The sequence below is a fragment of the Kitasatospora griseola genome, from assembly GCF_044999035.1.
Classification (GTDB): Bacteria; Actinomycetota; Actinomycetes; order Streptomycetales; family Streptomycetaceae; genus Kitasatospora; species Kitasatospora griseola.
The window spans coordinates 288,130-308,216 of record NZ_CP173360.1; the positions used below are offsets into that span (position 1 = coordinate 288,130).

General features: G+C 69.9%; 18 protein-coding genes and 1 pseudogene. 9 read left to right on the forward strand and 10 right to left on the reverse strand.

What is annotated here, in order from left to right; translation table 11 throughout:
• Positions 1 to 9: 9 nt before the first annotated feature.
• From ACI1MP_RS01425 to ACI1MP_RS01435, 3 genes are all read right to left on the reverse strand, one after another.
• Entirely contained in the window at positions 10 to 762 is a 753-nt protein-coding gene (locus ACI1MP_RS01425) for a carbon-nitrogen hydrolase family protein (protein ID WP_404867448.1), read from the reverse strand.
• 94 nt (positions 763 to 856) lie between these two features.
• Positions 857 to 1,429, reverse strand: a complete 573-nt coding sequence (locus ACI1MP_RS01430; protein ID WP_404867449.1) for a chloramphenicol phosphotransferase CPT family protein — start codon at positions 1,427 to 1,429, stop codon at positions 857 to 859.
• Between the two features lie 59 nt (positions 1,430 to 1,488).
• Entirely contained in the window at positions 1,489 to 2,823 is a 1,335-nt protein-coding gene (locus tag ACI1MP_RS01435; protein ID WP_404867450.1) for an MATE family efflux transporter, read from the reverse strand.
• A gap of 860 nt (positions 2,824 to 3,683) precedes the next feature.
• On the opposite strand from ACI1MP_RS01435, the gene ACI1MP_RS01440 reads away from it, so the two are divergent.
• Positions 3,684 to 4,688: a GNAT family N-acetyltransferase gene (locus ACI1MP_RS01440; protein ID WP_404867451.1), complete on the forward strand. Its 1,005-nt coding sequence runs from the start codon at positions 3,684 to 3,686 to the stop codon at positions 4,686 to 4,688.
• Between the two features lie 202 nt (positions 4,689 to 4,890).
• Here the strand turns inward: ACI1MP_RS01440 and ACI1MP_RS01445 are convergent, their stop codons facing one another.
• Entirely contained in the window at positions 4,891 to 5,736 is an 846-nt protein-coding gene (locus ACI1MP_RS01445) for a spermidine synthase (RefSeq protein WP_404867452.1), read from the reverse strand.
• A gap of 187 nt (positions 5,737 to 5,923) precedes the next feature.
• Here ACI1MP_RS01445 and ACI1MP_RS01450 point away from each other — a divergent pair, with 187 nt between their 5' ends.
• Complete coding sequence (locus tag ACI1MP_RS01450; RefSeq protein WP_404870750.1) at positions 5,924 to 6,877, forward strand: alpha/beta hydrolase; 954 nt, start codon at positions 5,924 to 5,926, stop codon at positions 6,875 to 6,877.
• A gap of 131 nt (positions 6,878 to 7,008) precedes the next feature.
• Here the strand turns inward: ACI1MP_RS01450 and ACI1MP_RS01455 are convergent, their stop codons facing one another.
• From ACI1MP_RS01455 to ACI1MP_RS01470, 4 genes are all read right to left on the reverse strand, one after another.
• Positions 7,009 to 8,136: an AI-2E family transporter gene (locus ACI1MP_RS01455; protein ID WP_404867453.1), complete on the reverse strand. Its 1,128-nt coding sequence runs from the start codon at positions 8,134 to 8,136 to the stop codon at positions 7,009 to 7,011.
• 488 nt (positions 8,137 to 8,624) lie between these two features.
• Positions 8,625 to 9,341, reverse strand: coding sequence for a glycerophosphodiester phosphodiesterase (locus ACI1MP_RS01460; protein ID WP_380330949.1), 717 nt, complete (start codon positions 9,339 to 9,341; stop codon positions 8,625 to 8,627).
• Between the two features lie 197 nt (positions 9,342 to 9,538).
• Positions 9,539 to 9,952, reverse strand: a complete 414-nt coding sequence (locus ACI1MP_RS01465) for a molybdopterin-binding protein (protein ID WP_404867454.1) — start codon at positions 9,950 to 9,952, stop codon at positions 9,539 to 9,541.
• A 174-nt stretch (positions 9,953 to 10,126) separates the two neighbouring features.
• A complete protein-coding gene (locus tag ACI1MP_RS01470) occupies positions 10,127 to 11,452 on the reverse strand; it encodes an ROK family transcriptional regulator (protein WP_404867455.1) in 1,326 nt (441 codons plus the stop codon).
• Between the two features lie 85 nt (positions 11,453 to 11,537).
• Between ACI1MP_RS01470 and ACI1MP_RS01475 the strand changes: the two genes are divergently transcribed.
• Positions 11,538 to 12,731 (forward strand): MFS transporter, encoded by a 1,194-nt coding sequence (locus ACI1MP_RS01475; protein WP_404867456.1) that lies wholly within the window; start codon positions 11,538 to 11,540, stop codon positions 12,729 to 12,731.
• A gap of 218 nt (positions 12,732 to 12,949) precedes the next feature.
• Here ACI1MP_RS01475 and ACI1MP_RS01480 read toward each other — a convergent pair whose 3' ends face one another.
• The gene (locus tag ACI1MP_RS01480) at positions 12,950 to 13,594 is read right to left on the reverse strand and encodes a methyltransferase domain-containing protein (protein ID WP_404867457.1); all 645 of its coding nucleotides are present in this window, start codon (positions 13,592 to 13,594) and stop codon (positions 12,950 to 12,952) included.
• Between the two features lie 257 nt (positions 13,595 to 13,851).
• Here ACI1MP_RS01480 and ACI1MP_RS01485 point away from each other — a divergent pair, with 257 nt between their 5' ends.
• Entirely contained in the window at positions 13,852 to 14,754 is a 903-nt protein-coding gene (locus ACI1MP_RS01485) for a deoxyribonuclease IV (RefSeq protein WP_404867458.1), read from the forward strand.
• Positions 14,755 to 14,895: 141 nt separating this feature from the next.
• Complete coding sequence (locus ACI1MP_RS01490) at positions 14,896 to 15,720, forward strand: TVP38/TMEM64 family protein (RefSeq protein WP_404867459.1); 825 nt, start codon at positions 14,896 to 14,898, stop codon at positions 15,718 to 15,720.
• 102 nt (positions 15,721 to 15,822) lie between these two features.
• On the opposite strand, the gene ACI1MP_RS01495 is transcribed toward ACI1MP_RS01490, so the two are convergent.
• Complete coding sequence (locus ACI1MP_RS01495; RefSeq protein WP_404867460.1) at positions 15,823 to 16,191, reverse strand: YrdB family protein; 369 nt, start codon at positions 16,189 to 16,191, stop codon at positions 15,823 to 15,825.
• 163 nt (positions 16,192 to 16,354) lie between these two features.
• Here ACI1MP_RS01495 and ACI1MP_RS01500 point away from each other — a divergent pair.
• The 4 genes and pseudogenes from ACI1MP_RS01500 to ACI1MP_RS01515 form a co-directional block, all read left to right on the forward strand.
• Positions 16,355 to 16,771, forward strand: a pseudogene (locus tag ACI1MP_RS01500) (DinB family protein); the annotation flags it as partial.
• Positions 16,772 to 17,177: 406 nt separating this feature from the next.
• A complete protein-coding gene (locus ACI1MP_RS01505; protein ID WP_157815346.1) occupies positions 17,178 to 17,573 on the forward strand; it encodes a cell division protein SepF in 396 nt (131 codons plus the stop codon).
• Between the two features lie 315 nt (positions 17,574 to 17,888).
• On the forward strand, positions 17,889 to 18,443 hold the full coding sequence (locus ACI1MP_RS01510; RefSeq protein ID WP_404867461.1) for a TetR/AcrR family transcriptional regulator: 555 nt from the start codon (positions 17,889 to 17,891) through the stop codon (positions 18,441 to 18,443).
• Positions 18,440 to 20,059, forward strand: coding sequence for an MFS transporter (locus ACI1MP_RS01515; protein ID WP_404867462.1), 1,620 nt, complete (start codon positions 18,440 to 18,442; stop codon positions 20,057 to 20,059). The genes ACI1MP_RS01510 and ACI1MP_RS01515 overlap by 4 nt, the downstream gene beginning before the upstream one ends.
• The last annotated feature ends 28 nt before the right edge of the window (positions 20,060 to 20,087 follow it).

A 20,087-nucleotide genomic window follows, 5' to 3' on the forward strand; every position in this document is an offset into this window, starting at 1 on the left:
CGCCCGTCCTCACTTGCTCATCTCCACCTCCAGGTCGGCCACCAGCAGCTTCGGCCCGGTCTCGTCCGCCTCTGCCACCAACGTCCCGTCCGGCGCCCAGGCAGCACTGCCGCCGCAGCCCGTCCACGGTCCGGCGACGCCGACGTGGTTGGCCAACATCACGTGCATGCCGGTCGTCTTCGCGATCGATGGATGCACTGTCCGCCGCTCTTCCCGCCCGCCTCCGGTGCCGTACAGCGAACTGGCGAGATGCACCTGGCACCCCAGCGCCGCATTTCGCTCAACCACTTCGGGAAAGTGGTTGTCGAAGCACGTGGCGAGTGAGTATCCGACCCCGTCCAGCCAGAACCTGCCACCGCCGCTGCCTGCTGTGAACACCTCTTGCTCGTTCTCGTACAGATGCTCCTTCGCGTACGTCGTCACCAGAGCTCCGTCCGGCCCGTACACGGTGCTGACGATCTGCGGCTGATCCTCGGGCCCCGCGGCAACGCCGTTGACCACCACGGCTATGCCGAGGCCGCGCACCGGATCGAGTCGCGCATCGTCCGACTCCGTCCACAGCCGCCGATCCGCAGCGATCATCGCCAGCTCATATCCGGTGAGGCACAGCTCCGGCCCGAACACCACGGCCGCACCGGCCTCCCGCGCCTGCCGCGCCAGCGCCGTGATCCGTCCGACGTTCGCTTCCACATCTCCCGGCACACACTCGAACTGCGCCGCCGCCACCCGAACCTGCCCAGACCTGCTGTCTTTGTCCGCCACCCTGGCACTCCCCTTCTTGACCAACCACCACTACCGACCCTGGCTCAGCCTAAGGTCGCACTGCCCCTTCACCGCCTGTCCCGGATCGCGGGTGCTATCGTCCTGCGCCTGCCCGGAGACGCTCAAAGGCGGTCGAGCCCGACTGGTTCGGAAGAGACGCTTTGATCTGCTCCGCGCATTCACGCGGCGAGTACGCCCCGCTGTCGCATTCGAGGTCGTAGTCGCCGTGCCGGTGCACCAGGTCGTGCTGCTGGGCTGCCAGACCGGATGGCCGGTCACCCCGCGCGGTCTCACGTCGCGTCAGTTCCTGTATGTCGCAGCGGACCCCGACGAACAGGACCTGATAGGGACTGAGCACGTCCAAGCAGTCCGCAAGCCGCCATGGTTCACTCAGGACGTGGTCGACGATCACGCTGTTGCCGGCTTCCACCATCGCAGCGATCGATCGGTGAAATCCCATCCTGGTTCGCTTCAGCGCTTCGTCGAACTTGGCCTGCTCCATCGCACGCTTGGTACGCATGGCGTTGAACATGTCGACGCCGAGATGGAACCAGACGTCGTCGTCGAGAATGTCCAACAACTCATCCGCGATGCTCGACTTCCCCGAACTGGACGTGCCGTTGAGGAAGATGATGCGTCCCGCTGTCTCACCCATGTGACCACCCATGCCGCTCTCCGTCTCCGTACCGCCCCGGAACCCGATGCTCGGTGAGCCCGTCAACGTCCTCAGCCGCGACGTATCAGGAACCGCGCACTGAACCACAGACTGACGAACCCAAGCAGGTTCCCGGCCGCGGTCAACCTTGCCAGATCACCGCTTGTCACCTGCCCCGGTATCAGGAACGCTGCGGCTACCATCAGCGCGAAGTACACCGTGTTCAGCGTGAACGCCATGCCGGCCCGGCCGATCTGTTCCAGGTAGGTCAGCAGCGCCAGCGTTCCGCCGAACAATGCCAGGGTCGGCCCGGTCCAGGCGAAGTACTCGGCTGTCACTGCAGCCGTCGCCCGGTCGCTCGTCAGAGCCCCGGCTATCGCTCCCCGGAACAGGAAGACACCTGCACCGATCACCAGGTACGGCGGGAGGGACAGCCGCAGGGTTGCGGTCAGGCCGGCAAGGCTGATGCCCTGTCGGTTCTCACCCGGCGTCAACGTCACGGCGATTGCCGCGCCCGAACCGATCGCCAGAGCGACCACCATCACCAACGAACTTGCCATCTGCCCGAGGCTGAACCCGGCGACTTCGGTGGGCCCCGCGGACTGAAGTACCGTCAAATATCCGAGCGTGGCCGCCGAGAGCAGCAGGAACGTGGCAGCAACCGGCGCGCCGAGCTTCCAGACCTCCCCGGCTGCCTGCCGATCCCCTCGAAGCACCGGCCACCCAAGTCCCTTCCGCCTCAGCACAATCGCGGTGGCTGCCCCAACGAGCACTGTGGCCGGCAGGCCCCCGATCGGGACGGCCAGAACCCCGAGCCCGGTCGCCCAGTGGAGCACGGTCATTCCCGCGATGGAAAGGACGGTGAACGTGACGCCGAGCCAGGCAGCTGCTCCGGTGAACCCGAGACCCCGCAGCACTCCCGCGCCCAGGTAGGGGATCAGGCCGACAGCGCTGCTCACTGCTGTCGCCACGATGAACACCATCACCGGCCGCTGCTCGTCCGATGCCACCCCCAGGACCGCCAGTACGGCACCAGGTGCCACTGCCACGACTGCCGCCTGAAGCAGTAACAGGCTTCCGCCTGCGGCAAGGAAGGTCGGAACGGACTTGAGCGCCTCCCGGTGTCGACCGCTGCTTGCCGCACGACCTGCCGATACCTGTGCAGCGACCACCAGGGCCTCCGTCACGGCCAACGCGAGATACCCGATCGGCGTGTAGACCGAGCGGACGTAGAGAGCCTCGCCACCCAAGCGCCCCAGAAACGCCACCGTCCAAGCCTGGAGCACCAGACCTGCGGCAAGCCCGACCAGGATCGACCCGGCCAGACGCACCGTCGGTGCGCTCAGCCCATGCGCGGCTGACCTGCGGGATGCGGGCTCCGCGGCAAATTCCACGACCACTGCCACCTCCTAATTCTTCTGAAATTTCCCTGCCGACCACTGAGGCCACCGGCGCGGCCGACCGTAGCGAGGTTTTTCGAACAATTCAACATTTAAATTCTTCTCCTATCAGGATGAAACTCAGTCCGCCGCCACCTGCCCCGCAGGCTCGGTCTGCAGAACCCTCGACACCGACGCGCGGACGGATCCGATGACCACCGAGCCGAGACGCCCTTGCGCGGCGGGGAGATCCGATCCGCCGCACCCGGAGTCGGCTTCGCCCTCGGCGGCTGCACCCGCCCCCCGGTGCCACGGCGGGACACCTCGACCACTCTTAGCAGCCGCTACCTGCCAGCGCCGGCCTTCCAAACCGCCCACTCATCGACCGACACCTCCTCTTGGATTCAACACCGCCATGGGCATTTCTACCTTCGCCAGATCGACGCCAACCTCCCCAGTCGCCAATATCTCCAGAACCACTCTTTCGAGTAATTCACCGTAACCTTCCCGTTTGCCGGGTGCACCAGACCACAAATCCTGCCTTCGCGCCGCCGCCAGCCGCCCCGACCGGTGTTTTCCGGGATCGCTCAGGACTCCCGAAAGAAGTTCCGGAAAATAATTTGCGGACCACCGGCCGGTCTCTCTAGGATCCGGGGCACTGACGGTGGATCAGCTCCACCGACGGTCTGGCATTGACCCATTGGCGAACTGGCACTGCACGCACACTGTCAGGTTTCGAGAGGAGGCCCCGTGGTGGTGCCGATAGCTCATCTCCCTCCCACGGCGCACCCGGCTCGCGCGACCGCCTGATCCGTCTCCACTTCAACGGTCATCACGCGTCGCAACGATCGGGCTCGCCTCCTACCCTTCCCTGCCCCGGAGGCACTGTGATCTTCCGTCCGATCGTTTCCCAAGAGCTTGACGCTGTCCTCTCCTGCATCCAGCTCGACCCGTCCACCATGGTCTCCGCCGATGTCGTCCGCGCCCGGCTTGCCGAGGGCGAGTACCGTCCGGAGTGGATCTGGATTGCCGAGGCGAGGCCCGAGCGAATGCCGTTGGTGGTCGCCGTTTGGTGGGGCATGCCCGGCGATGCCCACCCCCGAAGCCTGGACGCCCTGTTCATCACCGGCGCTCCATCGGATCTCACCACTGTCGATGCGCAAGGTTTGCAGCCGTCCCCGCTGTCCGGTGACTCTCGCACCGCAGCTGCTGCCGCCCTCCTTGCGGCCGCCCACCAGGTCTTCGCTGCAGACGGCCTCGCTGTCCCGCCGGACTACCATCTGTTTCTGCCGCCGACCTGGCGTCGTCAGCCCGAGGCTGCCGCAGCAGTGGAGTGGCGCCGCGAGGCAGCGAAAGCGGCCGGCCTTCGCCGTTCCATCGAGCGTCTCCGCTTCGAGTGGACTGCGGAACGACCGGTGCCCACCCTGTCGGACCGACTGGTGTTCACACCGGAGCCCGACGACGAGGTGTTCGTCGATCTCTTCCGCCGCGTCCTGCCCGGCAGCCTGGACGCAGCCACCACACACGAGGCGCTGCTTCTCGGGCCGGACGAACAGGCCCGGAACGATGTCGCCTTCTACCACCACGACATGCTCGGTGAGCGCTCCTGGTGGCGAATAGCTCGAACGTCCAGCGGGCAGGTGGTCGGCTTCGGGATCCCCTCACGCAACTCCACTGCGCCTGTGGTGGGCTATCTCGGGGTCCTTCCCGAATTTCGCGGACGGGGCTTCGTGGCCGAGATCCTCGCCGAAGTCACCAGAGTCCTCGCCGACGAGGCCAGGGAATCCGTCGTCCGTGCCGACACGGACCTCACCAACCACCCCATGATTGCCGCCTTCGAGCTGCTCGGCTACCGCGAAACAGCGCGCCGACTCGTTCTCTCCGCGGACTGATCAGCTCACCCGCATCCGGTCCGCTTGGCCAGCCATGTCTGCCGTCGGCTGAACGGCACGCCCACACCGCCGCCGTCCGGCGTTCCGTTCAGCCGATGCCCGCCCCGGCCAATTCCTGACCCGCCGTCCCGACTTCCAGGGAATGGAGCGCGCCATCAAGTACGACTTCTTGCACAGCAACCCGCGAGGGCCGCTGTCCGGCTCAGCTCAACGAAAACGCCCCAGCGGGTGGGGGCGGCGAATCCTCCGCGGTCGCATCCGTGACCGGCTCGGACGCCTGCTGCGGCGATTCCGTCAGTCGGGCGGGGAAGGGATCGGAGGCGAGCAGCCGACTCAACTCCCCCGTGGGCAGCGGCTCGTCGGAGCCGATCAGCAGAACATTCCCGTACCGTCGGCCGCGCAGCACGCTGGGCTCGGCCACCAGGCCGACGTGGGCGAAGACGGCAGCAATGGTCGCCGCCTGGGCCTTGGCGAATGCGAGTGGGGGACCATCTGCGAGGTTCGCTGCGTAGTACCCACCGGGCCGGAGCGTGGCCGCGGCCAGCCGGACGAACTCCACGCTCGTGAGGTGCGCCGGCGTCCGCGAGCCGCGGAAGACGTCCGCCACCACGACGTCGAACGTCCCCGGCGCCACGGATTCGAGCGCCGACCGCGCATCGCCGACCACCACGTCGATACCGGACGGCCACGGGAGGTGCTCCGCGATGAACTCGGTCAACGGCCCATCGACCTCGACCACTTGCTGCCGCGAGCCGGGCCGAGTCCGAGCCACGTATCGAGGCAGGGTGAGCGCACCACCGCCGAGGTGCAGGACGTCGAGCGGCTCCCCCGAGTCTGCAACCACGTCCAGCAGGTGGGCGATCCGCTGCACGTACTCGAATTCGAGGTGTGTGGGGTCCTGGAGGTCGACATACGACTGCGGGGTGCCGTCGAGGGTGAGCAGCCAACCGCCCTCGTCGTCGATGTCGGGCATCAACTTGGCTGTCCCGAGCGCCACCTCGCGCTCCACGGGGCGCGGGTCGGGCCGGCCGGCGGTCGGCCCGGTCATCGGGCAGGCCTCCGGAATGCGACGGGGCGGAGAACGATCGACGAAGGGACAACCATGCGGGCAGCTTAGGCCCGACCAGGGCAGTCTTCCCAAACCGAGCGATCTACCGACCGGTATGGTCGCGGAGGTGGACCACCCCGGACGGCCCCGGGGCGGCGCAGCAGAGCAGGAAGTGGGTGTGGCTGACATGAAGTTCCGCGAAGACATCCTGGGTGCCCCGTACGAAGCGGCGGAGCTCCCTCTGATCCCGGACGAGGAAGGGGAAGTAAGTGCCACGTTGATCCGCAGGCTGGTTCCGGGATCCCGTCAGGCGGTGCTGTACCTGCACGGCTACACCGACTACTTCTTCCAGACTCACCTCGCCGACCATTTCACCGCCGCGGGCTATTCCTTCTACGCCCTGGATCTGCGCAAGTACGGCCGATCGCTTCGACCTCACCAGTCCCCCAACTTCGTCACTGACCTCACCGCGTACGACGAGGAACTGGACGAGGCGATCCGCGTGATCCGGGAAGTCGACGGCCACACCCGGGTGCTGATGAACGGGCACTCCACCGGCGGGTTGGTGGCGGCGCTGTGGGCGTCCCGCCGTGGTGGGCGTGGACTGGTCGACGGTCTGTTCCTCAACAGCCCGTTCCTGTCGATGCCGGCCTCGCCCGTGGTTCGCACCCTCGGGGCACCTGCACTCGATGCCCTCGGTCGGGCCACTCCCACCCGGAAGCTACCGACATCACTCAACCCGCACTACGTCCACAGCCTTCACCGGAAGCACCGCGGTAGCTGGGATTTCGACCTCACATTGAAGCCGGCCGAAGGCTTTCCGCTCTATGCCGGTTGGCTGGCGGCGATCCAGCGCGGACACCGCACGGTCCGACGCGGGCTCTCCGTCGGCTGTCCGATCCTGATGATGGCCTCCACGGCGTCCACCGTCACCAGCCGGTGGGATCCCGCACTGATGCACACCGACGGGGTCCTGCGCACCGACGACATCGCCGCGCTCGCACCGCGTCTCGGCCGACACGTCACCATCATTCGCATCGAAGGCGGTGTCCATGACCTCGTTCTCTCGTCCGAGGCTGTCCGGGCGCAGGTGTTCGCCGAACTGGACCGTTGGCTCGCCGCCTACTTCCCCGCCCCCTGACCGTCTCACCACCGCCGGGGGCAGCTGACCGGGACTGCCCCGGCGCTGCCACCAACGACCATCCGCTGGGTGCCCACCACCTGGCCCTCGGACGGGAAGCCCGCCACTGATCAACGATCGGATTCGAAGCTTCAGCTCTCAGGACTTTGACTCTCGGAGCGGTGTCGCCTGCGACGGTTCGTCGGCACCCCAGGCGTCTTCGCACTGCCGCGCAGTACCGACACCACGCCGAGGCCGGCCGCACTGACCGGAACGGCGAGGAGGGCTCCGATGATTCCGGCGATCCCGGAGCCCGCCACCACCGCAATCATGATCGTCGCGGGGTGGAGCTCGACGGTCCTGCTCTGAATGACGGGCTGGAGGATGTTGCCTTCGATCGCCTGCACCGCCAGCACCACACCAAGCGCCCAGAGGGCAGTACCGAGGCCGCCGTTCGCGAGAGCCACGAGCACCGCCACAGTTCCGGAGAGAAAGGCTCCGACGAACGGGATGTAGGACCCCATGAAAACCAGAGCGCCCAGTCCGGCCGCGCCCGGGACACCGAGGAGCAGCAGTCCGATGGAGATGAACGTCGCGTCGATCAGCGCGATCAACGTGGTGCCGCGCATGAACCCGGCCATGGCCGCGAAAGCCTGCTGACCGCAGGCGATCACCGTGTCGGAGTGCTTGCCGGGCATCACTTCGTGAATGGCGTCACCGAACCGGTGGCCGTCGCGCAGGAAGAAGAAGATCAGGGCGAGGGCCAGCACCCCTCCGGTCAGCAGTTGAGTGATCAGGCCGAGTCCGGACAGCACACCGTTGGCGAGGGAGTCCACCAAATTGCTTCCCGAACCGGCGCTCTGACGGAGCGCGTACTGGATTCTGTCGCCGAGCGGTCCGAGCCATGAGGCGATCCGGTCGCCCGCCTGCTGAAGTCCGGCGGCGATCTGCGGAGCGCTGTCCACCAGGGAGTTGACGAGCAGTGCGATGCCGCTGGTCACGACCAGCACCAGAGTCGCACAGGTCAGTCCGGCTGCCGCACCGCGGCTTACGCCGCGGTTCACCAGCCATGGCATGACCGGGTAGAGCAGGGCGGTGGCCAGTAGCGCGACCAGCATCGGGATGGTCGCCGCCCTGAGTTCCACGACCACGAACACCGCGAACCCTGCGACGGTGATGAGGAGAATCACCGCCGCCGACCAGGCAGCGGCCGCACGAACGGACGGCGGCAGCATCAGGGCCGGCCTCCGATCGTCCGACCCCGCCATGCGGGTTGCCACCACTGCACCCGTTCCCGACGGGCCATCAGTACCTATGGAGGTGTTCTCACTTGATGTCGATCGTTCGCCGGATGCCGACACCGTACTGGCGGGACCTCGGTCACCCTCGGCCCGCTCACCGGAGACAGGACCGTCGGCCCGTCCTCCGCCGGCCGCACCGGCTCCGACACCTTCGGCTGGACCGGCATGTCCGCCAGCTGATCCGCTTCGACCGGCCGACCCCGGCGCACCGGGGAGGTCATCCGGTTCTGCAGCCGACGAGCCACGATCCGAGTCGTTCACGTTGGGCTGCTCAGAGCCTCCCCGGTCGCCGGACGGTGGCTGCGGCTCGGCATGGTCGTTCGATTCGTGTGGTTCCGGAGAGTCGCCCGTTGCCACCGCCACCTCCGCCGCCGGAAAGCCGCCATGATCGTCTTATTTCAACACGAAACGGTCATCGCAGCTGGCAGTCACCTGCTCTGCGGCGCGCCGCCGGAGACGGTGGCGTCTCAGGAGGTTCGCCGGGCGTCGGGGTGCTGGTCGATCGTGCGACGCAGCAGGGCCACCCGGTTGGAGGTGAGCGAGTCGACGCCGAGGTCGAGCATGCGTCGCATCGTCCTGCGCAGGTCGACGGTCCAAGTGGCGAGGCCGAGGCCGGCGTCGTGCACAGCCGCGACAAAACGCTCGTCGACCAGTCCGAAGGGAGGGTTGAGGTAGCTGGGGCGCAGCTCCTCCAGCAGCCGCTGCTTGGGCAGTTGAAGTCGGCTCCAGGTCAGCGAGATCTCCGCCCGGGGCGCGAGCTCCCGCACGGCGAGCATCGCGGCGACCGACCCGCAGAAGGCGACGCGGTCGGTCAGGTCGAGGTCGCTGACGGTACGCCAGGTCGCAGCGGCAGGCCGAGCGTCGTCCAGATCGATCAGCAGCTGTCGGCCGTCGGTCTGCGCGACGACCGGCAGCACCTCGGCGAGAGTGGGGATCCGCAGGCCGGGCGTGGCCAGTTCCGCGAGCTGTTCGGAGGTCACGCGGTTGATCGGTCGCGGGTCGTTCCAGAGCCGTTCCAACGTCTGATCGTGGAGCAGCACCGGCACGCCGTCCTTGGTGAGCTGGACGTCGACCTCAACGGCGTCCGCTCCCGCCGCGAGAGCGGCACTGACCGCCGGCAGGGTGTTCTCGCGGTGCTGGTACGGGTCACCACGGTGGGCAACGGCGCGCACGCGGCTCTTCAACGGGGTCGTCCTCTCGCACAGTCGGGCAACTCACACCACGGTCCGCCTCGCCGGCGGTTGGCCGCAGAACTCCGCATCCTAGGCGGCATCCTTTCGCCACTGCGCAGGCACCTCCGATACCTGGTGGCGGCCGTCGCGTCCGGCTCGCCCGGGAGGCCGGCAAACCTGCAGCGGCGACGCACCTACCGGGCAGTGGGTCAGCCGCGCTCGACGACGACGTTGGTCGATTTGATGACGGCGGTGGCGGGGGCACCGGGAACCAGTCCGAGCTCCTCCGCCGAGTCCCGGCTGATCAGCGAGACCACCCGGAACGGTCCGGCCTGGATCTCCACCTTCGCGGCCACGTCGCCCAGCACCACCGCGGTCACAATGCCGGGGAACCGGTTCCTCGCCGAGGAACGCCCCTCCGTCTCGCTGTTCTCCGGACGCGCCAGCTCCCGGGCGAAGGAAGCGAGTTCGGCCCCGGCAATGATCCGATGGCCATGCTCGTCACGGGTCGCCGGCAGGCGCCCGGCGTCCACCCACCGCCGCATGGTGTCGGCGCTCACCCCCAGCATGGAGGCCGCCTCGCCGATGCGGTACGGATGGACAGGCCGGTCGGGGATGGCCATGGATGCAGCTCCTGGGCGGCTCACGGAAAGCGGGACAGACCCCGTCATCCTGCCGTACCGGCAACCGACCGCGTACACACCCCACCACCGGCGGTCCTCGACCGCGCGACCCGACAACCCGTCAGCTGGACGTAGCGCCGGTCCTCGGCCCGCTCACCTTCCGCGGCCGGAGCCTCACTCGCCTCCGAACAGTTCGCGGCGCGCCGCGTCACCGGCAGTCAGCACCGCGCCGGCGAGCACGGCACCTCCGCCCGCCGTGCCGGCACGGACTTCGGTGGCGAGCGGAGATAGCCGAGCGAGGTGGCGTTCGACCCGGGCAGCCAGCTCTGGGCCGCCGGCCTGGCCGATCTCGCCGCCCAGCACCACGCAGCCGGGATCGAGCACCACGCAGATGGCGGAGGCTCCGATCGCGATCCGTCCGGCCAACTCCTCCAGGAAGGCGTCGGCTCCACTCTGGACGGCAAGGCGCACGACAGCCTCGGCACCGGGCGCCGGCCCGTCGGGCTCGGCGTGCAGTCCGTGGCGGGCGCCGAGTTCACAGATCGCCGCGCTGGAGACCAGCGAGTGGAACCCGCCGTCGCACCGGGTGGCGTCCGGCAGGCCGACGGTTCCGGGGACGGGCAGGAACCCGATCTCGCCGGTACCGCCGGAGGCCCCGCGCCGCAGTCGGCCGTCCAGCACCACCGACGCGCCGACGCCGTGGCTCAGCCAGATCAGGGCGAAATCCTTCCGGCCCCGGGCTGCGCCCATCCGATGCTCGGCGATCCCCGCCAGGTTCACCTCGTTCTCGAGGATCACCTCCGTCCCGGGGCGGGCTCGCAGGGCGGCGAGCAGCTTGCTGTGCCACTCGGGCAGTTTCCCGGAGTTGTTGAGGGCGCCACTCACCGGGTCCACCAGGCCGGGTGCGCCGACCGCCACGGTGTGCAGTTCGCGGGCGCCGGCCTCGGCGGCGGTCGCGAGCAGGACGTCGACGGTCCGCTCCACGAGCAGATCGCCCTCCCCCGCCTCACCTCCTGCAGGGCCGGTCGCCCCCGCGCCGACCATCCCGACCGCCCCGAGCGCCCGAACCGGTCGGTCGGTCACAACAGTCGCGACACTCGAAGCAGCCTCGCCGGTCGGCAGCCGGCCCGGCCCACCGGACTCGCCTCCCGCCGGTGCCGCGATGGTCGCCGTGCCGAGGGTCCGCCCGGTCAGGTCGGCGACCACCAGGCTGACACCGGTGGCGCGGATGTCGATTCCGGCGAGGTGCGCGCGATCGGCAACCAGTCCGTACAGGCGGGCATTGGGGCCACGGCGGAGCGCGGCACTCTCCCCTGCCTGGGCGACCAGTCCACTGCGCTGGAGCCGTTCGAGCAGGTCGGCGACAGTGGGTCGGGAGAGTCCGGTCAGCGTGCGCAGGTCGGATGCGGTGAGCGGGCCCCGTTCGAGCAGCAGGTCGAGGGCCAGCCGGTCGTTGATGGCCCGGGCGGTGCTCGGCGTGGCGGTGCGAGCGGTCGTCATGAGCCTGCATCCTTCCAGAGGTTTCTATCAGGCAGGGTCCCTGATAGTTTATTGCGAATCCGATCGACCCAAGGGGGAGCCCAGCATGGGCGAAACTCTCAAGGATGTCCGGCGCGCAAGACTGAGCGTGGCGCTGGTGTTCGCCGTCCACGGTGCTGTCACCGGCACCTTCGTCAGCCGCATCCCGTGGATCAAGGACCAGCTGGATCTGAGTCCCGGCCAGCTCGGTCTCGCCCTGGTGTTCCCGGCGATCGGCGCCTCGATCGCCATGCCGCTGGCCGGTCGCATCGTGCACCGCTTCGGGGCCCGGGCCGCGCTGCAGGGCCTGCTCTCCCTGTGGTGCCTCTCGTTGGCGCTGCCGGCGCTCTCCCCGAACCTGGTGGTTCTCTGCCTCTCCCTGTTCTTCTACGGCGCGACGGCCGGCATGTCGGACGTCGCGATGAACGCCCAGGGCGTCGAGGTCGAGGAGCGGCTCGGCCGCTCGATCATGTCGGGTCTGCACGGGATGTGGAGCCTGGGCGGTCTGATCGGCTCCGGCTTCGGCGTCCTGGCGGCGCATCAGCAGATGGACGCCCGGATCCAGTACGCGGTGACGGCGCTGATCCTCGTGCTGATCGCCCAGGTCGCGGCGCGCGGCGTGCTCGACGTCCGGCCGACCGACGCCGAGGAGGCACCGCCCCGCTTTGCGCTGCCGCCGAAGGAAGCGCTGGTCATCGGGCTGGTCGGCTTCTGCGCCGTCTTCGCCGAGGGTGCCTCGATGGACTGGAGCGGCGTCTATCTCCGCGACATCACCGGTGCCTCCGCATCGACCGCCGCCGCCTGCTTCACGGCCTTCGCCGCCACCATGGCCACGGCCCGCCTGGCCGGCGACGCGGTGATCCGACGCCTCGGCCCGGTGCTCACGGTGCGGATCAGCGGCATGGTCGCCGCCGTCGGCGGCGTGCTGGTGGTTCTCTCCCACACTCCGTACCTGGCCATTCCGGGGTTCGCCCTGATCGGCATAGGCATCGCCGTCGTGGTTCCGCTCGCGTTCGCCGCCGCCGGGCGGGCCGGCACCAACCCGAGCCAGTCCATCGCCGGTGTCGCCACCATCACGTACACCTCCGGCCTGGTCGCCCCGGCCGTGGTGGGTGGCATCGCCCAGGCGAGTTCGCTGACGGTCTCCTTCGTCGTCGTCACCCTGCTGGCGGCCGCACTGATTCCGTCCGCCACGGCCATGCGCCACCGCAACTCCGCGGGCTCCGCGGCCCCGTCCGGCTCCTTGGAGCCCACCCGCTGAGACGGTCCGACCGGGCTGCCGCCCGCGCCACCGGCAAGGCCACCGGCGCCACCGATCGAGTCGCCGACCGACGCCGCCAGGGTGAGGAGCAGGAGAGTCGATCCTTCCCCTCACCGCGGGCGCGCCCAGGCCTGCAGCGCGCCCGCAGTCCCGCGCACCCGGGCCCAGGCCCGGATCAGCACTGGCGGAGGCTCAGCTCACGCCAGACGTTCAACGTCTCAGTCCGTCCGGCGCTGCGTCACCCGCCACAGTCGGCGCGGCAGGTCGCCCTCCTCGAACGGCTCGACCTCGGCCGGGGTCCAGCCGTCCGCCAGGCGGTCCACCAGCTCCCGCGAGAAGAAGTGCACAGCGAAGCCGCCCTGCTCCCAGATGTCGTCGCCGTGGCCGGTCCCGGTTCCGAAGTGCGCATCGCCGGTGTGCCGCACGGTGTACACGAGCACACCTCCGGGCCGCAGCACCCGGCGCACTTCCCCGACCAGCGCCTCCAACTCGGCCGTGGACAGCGCCATGCAGAACAGCATGTGCGCGTACACCGCGTCGACCGATCCGTCCGGCAGGCCCAGCGGTCGGCGGACGTCCTGCACCAGGGTGGTCACCGTCAGGCCGTCGGCGGCGGCCTGTGCGGCGAGCTGGTCGAGGCCGGCGGGGCTGAAGTCGGCCGCAGTCACCGTGAAGCCCTGGCGGGCGAAGAACAGCGCGTCGCGTCCGTGTCCGGCGCCGAGTTCCAGCACGTCGCCCCGGGGCGGGAACACTGCGGCGGCATGCTCTGCCGACTCCGACGGCTGGTCCCCGTACATGCCGGGGTGGGCGGAGTACGTCCGCTCCCAGTGCTCGCGCTGTGCCCGCGCCAGTGACTCGTCCATCTGCTTTCGCCTCTCCGTCCCGTCGTCTGCCCATGAACCACTCGGTCGAACTCGGCCACCCGCCAACCGCCGGCGGGCATCCTCGGGCCGACTGCGCAGAGCCGCCCGGGCCCGCTCGGCAGACCCGCCCGGCCCGCTCGGCAGGCCCGCCCGACAGGCGCGTGCGAGCTCCGTCGAATGGTCGACCGCCGGGAGAGAAAGTCCGTCGGCGACCCCGGTGACCTGCTGGTCCATCCGGCCGTGGGATGCTCGGGGCCATGAATTCCGCCCCACGAAACCCGATCGGCGCCCATGTTCCCGTGGCCGGGAAGGGTCTGGCGGGGACGGGGCTGGCCTACGCCGCCAAGGTCGGTGCGGAGGCGGTGCAGGTGTTCGTCGCCAACCCGCGCGGGTGGGCCACTCCGGCCGGGAATCCCGCGCACGACCTGGCGTTCCGCACGGCGTGCGCGGAGCAGGGCATCCCGGCGTACGTCCACGCGCCCTACCTGATCAACTTCGGCTCCGACTCGCCGGCGACCCGTGAGCGTTCGGTCGAGTCGCTGACGCACTCACTGCACCGTTCGGCGGCGATCGGCGCGCTCGGCGCGGTGGTTCACACCGGTTCGGCGCTGTGCGGTACCCGGGAGGAGGCGCTGGCCGAGGTTCGCGCGCAGGTCATGCCGATCCTGGACGGCCTCGATCGGTACGGGGACGACGCCCCGTGGCTGTTGCTGGAGCCGACGGCCGGCCAGGGCAGCTCGCTGTGCGCCCGGATGGAGGATCTCGCCGCCTACCTGGACGCGCTCGACCACCACCCACTGGTCGGTGTCTGCCTGGACACCTGCCATGCCTTCGCCGCCGGCCACGACCTGGCCGCCCCCGACGGGGTCGACGAGCTCTTCGAAGCCCTGCACCAGGCGGTCGGCCCGGGCCGGCTCCGGCTGATCCACGCCAATGACTCGCAGGACGTCGTGGGCGCCCGCAAGGACCGCCACGAGAACATCGGCGCCGGTCACATCGGCGCCTCTGCGTTCCGGGCTCTACTGGCGCACCCGGCCACCGCCGGCGTCCCGCTGATCATCGAGACCCCGGACGGACGCCACGACCCCGACCGCGTCGAAGGTGCCCGGCATGCCGCCGACATCGCCCTGCTGAAGCAGCTACGCCGCCCCACCGCCTGAGCCCGCACGCGCCGACGCCGCCCACGGGTTCCGCCCCCGCCCGGCCGGGCCCACCCGTCCGCCGCCGCGCGCCCGGAGCCGCGCACCGACTACCGCACACCCTCGCCGGACCACCACGACGGCCCCGGTTAAGCTCGCCGGGTGCCCGCCCCGCAGCCGACATCCGGCCCCACCGCGCCGCTCCTCGTCCATGCCGACGGCGACACCGACGTCCGCACAGCCGACACCAGCGCAACCACCGCCAACACAACCACCACCGACACAACCCCCGCTACGAGCACCGTCACTCCGACCGCGGACGCCACCCCGGCCGAGGCCGCCCCACACCCGCGCGCGCACCGCCACGCGCTGCTGCGCCTCGGCCTGCTCGCGGCTGTCCTCGCGGCTGCCGCGGCCTCGTTGCTGCTCTGGGATCCGACGGCGGCGCTCGCGGCGGCGACCGGTCCGTGGCGGATGCCGATCGCGCTGGCGGCCTACGCCTTCGGCACCGTGGCATTCCTGCCGCGCCCCGCGTTGAACGCGGGAATGGGCCTGCTGTTCGGTTCGCTGTGGGGCGTGCCGCTGGCGGTCGCCGGTTCGGCGCTGGGCGCGATCGTGGCGTTCACGCTGGGCCGGTCGCTCGGCCGGGACGCTCTGCGGCCGCTGGTCCGTGGCAAGGTGCTGATCGAGATCGACCGCCGGCTGTCCGAGCAGGGTTTCCGCAGCGTACTGCTGGTGCGGCTGTTCCCGGGGGCGCCGTTCCAGGCGGGCAATTTCGCCTGCGCGTTCTCGGGGGTCCGGTTCTGGCCGTACCTGGCGGCGACCGTGCTCGGCGTGGTCCCGACCACTGCGGCGTACGTGATCGCGGGGGCGAGTGCGAGCTCGCCCGGGTCCCCGGCGTTCCTGATCTCGGCGTCGGTGATCGCCGCGATGTGTGTGTTCAGCGCCGTCTCGCTCTGGCGCGCCCGCTCCCGCCGCACCACCTGACCGCCCGGCCACTGCCCGCCGCCGCCCGCCGCACATCGACGCGGGAGCTGGACCGGCGACCGGAGCCAGGGCCCACGCCACCTCACGTACGCCGGCGCCGGCCTACCGCTCGATCGCCGGCGACCATTCGCCGACCAGCCGCAGCCACACCGTGTTGACGATCATCAGCACGCCGAGCACGATCGCCCAGCTCGCGTGGCCGGTGACCGCCAGCAGGGCCACCGATCCGCCCCAGATCAGCAGTTGCACGCCGTACCAGGCCACCGCCGAGTCGCGCACCGGCCGTCGCGGTGCGGCGTAGCGTCCCCACAGCACGGCCGCGGCCACCGGCAGCACCAACGCGATCAGCACGCGTACCGCCACGGGTGCACCGCCCCACAGCCCGTAGCCGCTGACCGCCAGTGCGACCAGCGAGGCCAACTCCAGCAGCAGACGTAGTGTCAGCTGCACCCCCGTCATCACCTTGCGCACACCCACATCCCACCCGCATCAACCAGCAATGAAGATCCGATCATCGCACCACCCCTTGCGCCCACCCGGACCAACTCAGCCCGAACCGCCGCCCACCCGAGAACAGCTCGCACACCCCACCACCCGTCCCCCACCATGACGGCATGACGGACGCCAACGCCTCCCCCTCAAGTGCGAGGGGCTGACGCCGGACCAGCTCCGTGCGCGGCCCTGTCCCCCGTCCCCGATGTCACTGCTCGGGCTGATCCGACACATGGCAGAGGTGGAGCGGCACCGGTACCTGAACGGCGAGACTCTGAAGCCGGCCGACCGGTACTGGTCCGACGCGTTCCCGGACGGCGACTTCGACCTGGTCGACGACGCGGATCCGATGGCCGACACTGCCGCCTGGCAGGAGGACGTCGCCTGCACCCGTGCCACGATCGAGGGTGTCTCGTTGGACACCGCGGCCAAGAGTACGTGGCGCGGCAATGAAATGACGCTCCATTGGATCCTCTTCCATCTGGTCGAGGAGTGCACCCGGCACAACGGCCACGCCGACCTGCTGCGCGAACGGATCGACGGCGCCATCGGCGAGTGACCCCACCGGGCTCCCGACGCACAGACGTACGCGACACGCCCAACAGCACAGACGAGACGAACGCCACGCGCGACACGCGGCCCCGAGGACAGAACCGGGAGCCCGTGGCCCGAAACCAACCCCATCAGGTGAAGCCGTTACATGATTGTTGACACACAGTCAACTGTCCTCCGGTCGCCACCGATAGTGTCGTCGCGCGCAACCGTTCACCGGCCGCCGGCGTCGTTACGAATATCCGGGTAAGCACGGATTTTCGCCCACGCCACAACCCGTCGGGTGAGCGCGTGCGGGCACTTCTGCGGTGATCAGTGCGATACTCGGACAGTTCCAACAAGTGGATGACGTGTCAAAACGACCCGTTGTCCTCCGGGGGACGAGTACGGAACGAGACAGGGAGGCGCGGCTAATGGGAGCACTTCGCGACGAGCACCACAACGGGTGGCTTATGCCCTCCGGCAGCTACCCGGCCGCGATGTACGAGGAAGCGTGGGACGGCGAGGAGACTCTGCCGGGCGGGCAGATCGGGCCGTCCAAGATCGTCTCGCTCCGGCCCACCGGGTTCGAGGCCGCCCGCACCGTCGGCGAGCACATCCGTGCCGCCACGCCGGTGGTCATGGACCTCACCGAGATGAACGACGCCGAGGCCAAGCGGATGGTCGACTTCGCCTCCGGCTTGATCTTCGGCACCCGCGGCGGCATCGAGCGGATCGCCCGCCGGGTGTTCCTGCTCACGCCGGCGGACGTCGAGGTGATGGTCATCGACCGCCCGCTCGACGAGACCGGCTTCTACAACCAGAGCTGAGCCCAGCCGGCGGCCCACCGACCCGACCGGCCGCCACGGCACAGCCCCACAGCACATCACCCCCGAAGACCCCGCGCCCCGCGCGGGGTCTTCGGCGTGCAGGCACCCTGCACACGCCCCGAAAGCCCGCACCACCTCCAGAAACCCGCACCACCCCAAGAGCCCGCACCGCCCCCGGAAACCCGCGCCACCCCAAGAGCCCGCGCCACCCCCGAAGACTCCCGCCACCCCCGAGAACCTGCTCCACCCCCGCCCCCCTGAGACTCCCACCTCCAGAGTGAGACATCAATGTCTCATCTGCGTTATGCTGCTCTCATGGCTACCGACCGCGACTCCGTCCTCGAAGCAGCCGTCGGCGTCCTCTCCAGACGCCCGACGGCGCATCTCGACGAGATCGCCCGCGCCGCCGGCATCAGCCGCGCCACCCTGCACCGGATCTTCCCGGGCCGGGAGGCGCTGATCCGCGAGGTGGGCGCCCTCGGCCTGCGCCGGTTCTCCGCCGCGCTGGATGTCGCGCAGGTGGAGGAGGGCAGCGCCGAGGCGGCGTTGCGTCGACTGGTGGACGCGGTGGTGCCGGATGCCGCGCTGTGCGCGTTCCTGGCCGGTGAGAACCAGCTGTACGACGATCCCGAGATCAATGACCTGTGGGAGCTCCAGGACGCCCGGGTCCGAGCACTGTTCCTGCGCGGGCAGCAGGAAGGGACGTTCCGGGTCGAGCTCTCGGCCGGCTGGCTCAGCGAGGCGTTCTTCGATCTGGTGGCCGGCATCGGCTGGGCCGTCCAGGAAGGCCGGCTCGCCCTTCGCGAAAGTGCGTTCTCGCTCGCCGAGTTGTTCCTCGGCGGCGCTCTACGGAGACCTGATACCCCATGAGTTCCCCCCTCGCCGTCCGCCCCGACCACACCGGGGACGGCCGGTCCGACCACCGCCGGTCCGGCCACCGCTGGACCGGTCTCGGCGTCCTCGTCCTCGCCGTCACCCTGGTGGCGGTGGATGCGACGGTGCTGTCCCTCGCCATCCCGTCGATCACCGAGACCCTCCGCCCGTCCGGCACCCAGCTGCTCTGGATCGGCGACGCCTACTCCTTCGTGCTGGCCGGCCTGCTGGTGTCGATGGGTGCGCTCAGCGACCGGCTGGGGCGCAAGCGGGTGCTGCTGGCGGGGTCGGCGGCGTTCGGCGCGGCCTCGCTGCTGGCGGCGTACGCGCCGAGTCCGGGCTGGCTGATCCTGGCCCGGGCGCTGCTGGGTGTGGCGGGTGCGACGATCATGCCGTCCACGCTGTCGTTGATCCGCGCACTGTTCCCGGACGCCCGGGAGCGGGCGACCGCGATCGGCATCTGGGGTGCGGGCGCGACGGCGGGTGCGGCGCTCGGCCCGCTGGTGGGCGGGGTGCTGCTGGAGCACTTCTGGTGGGGGTCGGTGTTCCTGCTGAACCTGCCGGTGATGGTGCTGCTGCTGGTGTTCGGCGCCTGGTTGCTGCCGGAGTCCCGCGATCCTCGTCCGGGCCGCTGGGACATGTCGAGCGTGCTGCTGTCGATGGCGGGCGTGATCGGTGCGGTGTACGGGATCAAGGAGTTCGCCGCGCACGGCCTGGCCTCCTGGACCACTCCGGCGACGTTCGTCCTGGGCGCGGCCGCCCTGGCGCTGTTCGTACGGCGTCAGCTCCGTCTGCCGACTCCGCTGCTGGAGGTCCGGCTGTTCCGTGACCCGCGGTTCACGGCGGCGGTGGTGTCCTCGCTGATCAGCCTGATCGGGCTGTCCGGTGTGATCTTCTTCATGTCGCAGTACCTCCAGCTGGTGCGCGGCTACTCGCCGCTCTCGGCGGGTGTCGCCGAACTCCCGGCCTTCGTCGGCTCGGTGGTCGGCGGTCTGCTGACGGCCCGGCTGGCGCGGCGCGCGGGTGCGCGCCGGGTGCTGACGGTCAGTCTGCTGGTGATGGGGCTGGGCATCGCGGTGCTGGGCCTGATCCGGGTGGACAGCGCCTACCTGCTGATCGGCTCGTCCTTCCTGGCACTGGGTACCGCCGAAGGCGTGGTGTACACCCTCTCCTCGGACCTGGTGCTGGGTACCGCCCCGGCCGACAAGGCGGGCGCCGCCTCGGCGGTGTCGGAGACGGCGTACGAGCTGGGCGCGGCGCTGGGCATCGCACTGGTCGGCTCGGTCGTGACGGCCCTGTACGCGGGGTCGCTCACCGTCCCGCCCAACACGGACCCGGCGCTGGCCGACCAGGCCGGCCAGTCACTCGGCGGCGCGGTGCAGGCCGCCGCGACCCTGCCGGGCGACCTCGCCGGGCAGCTGCTGACCAGCGCGAACAACGCCTTCGTCCACGGCATCAACATCGCCGCCTGGGTCTCGGCCGCCCTGCTGCTGGCCTCCGCCGCCTTCGCCCGCCACCTCCTCCGTCCCCGTGACAACAGCGGCAGCAGCACCAGCGCCACTCCGACGGCCCCCGGCCTCCCGGAGACCCACTCCGAGCCGGCGCACCACTGACGCCCCGTCCGACCCTCCGTCCGACATC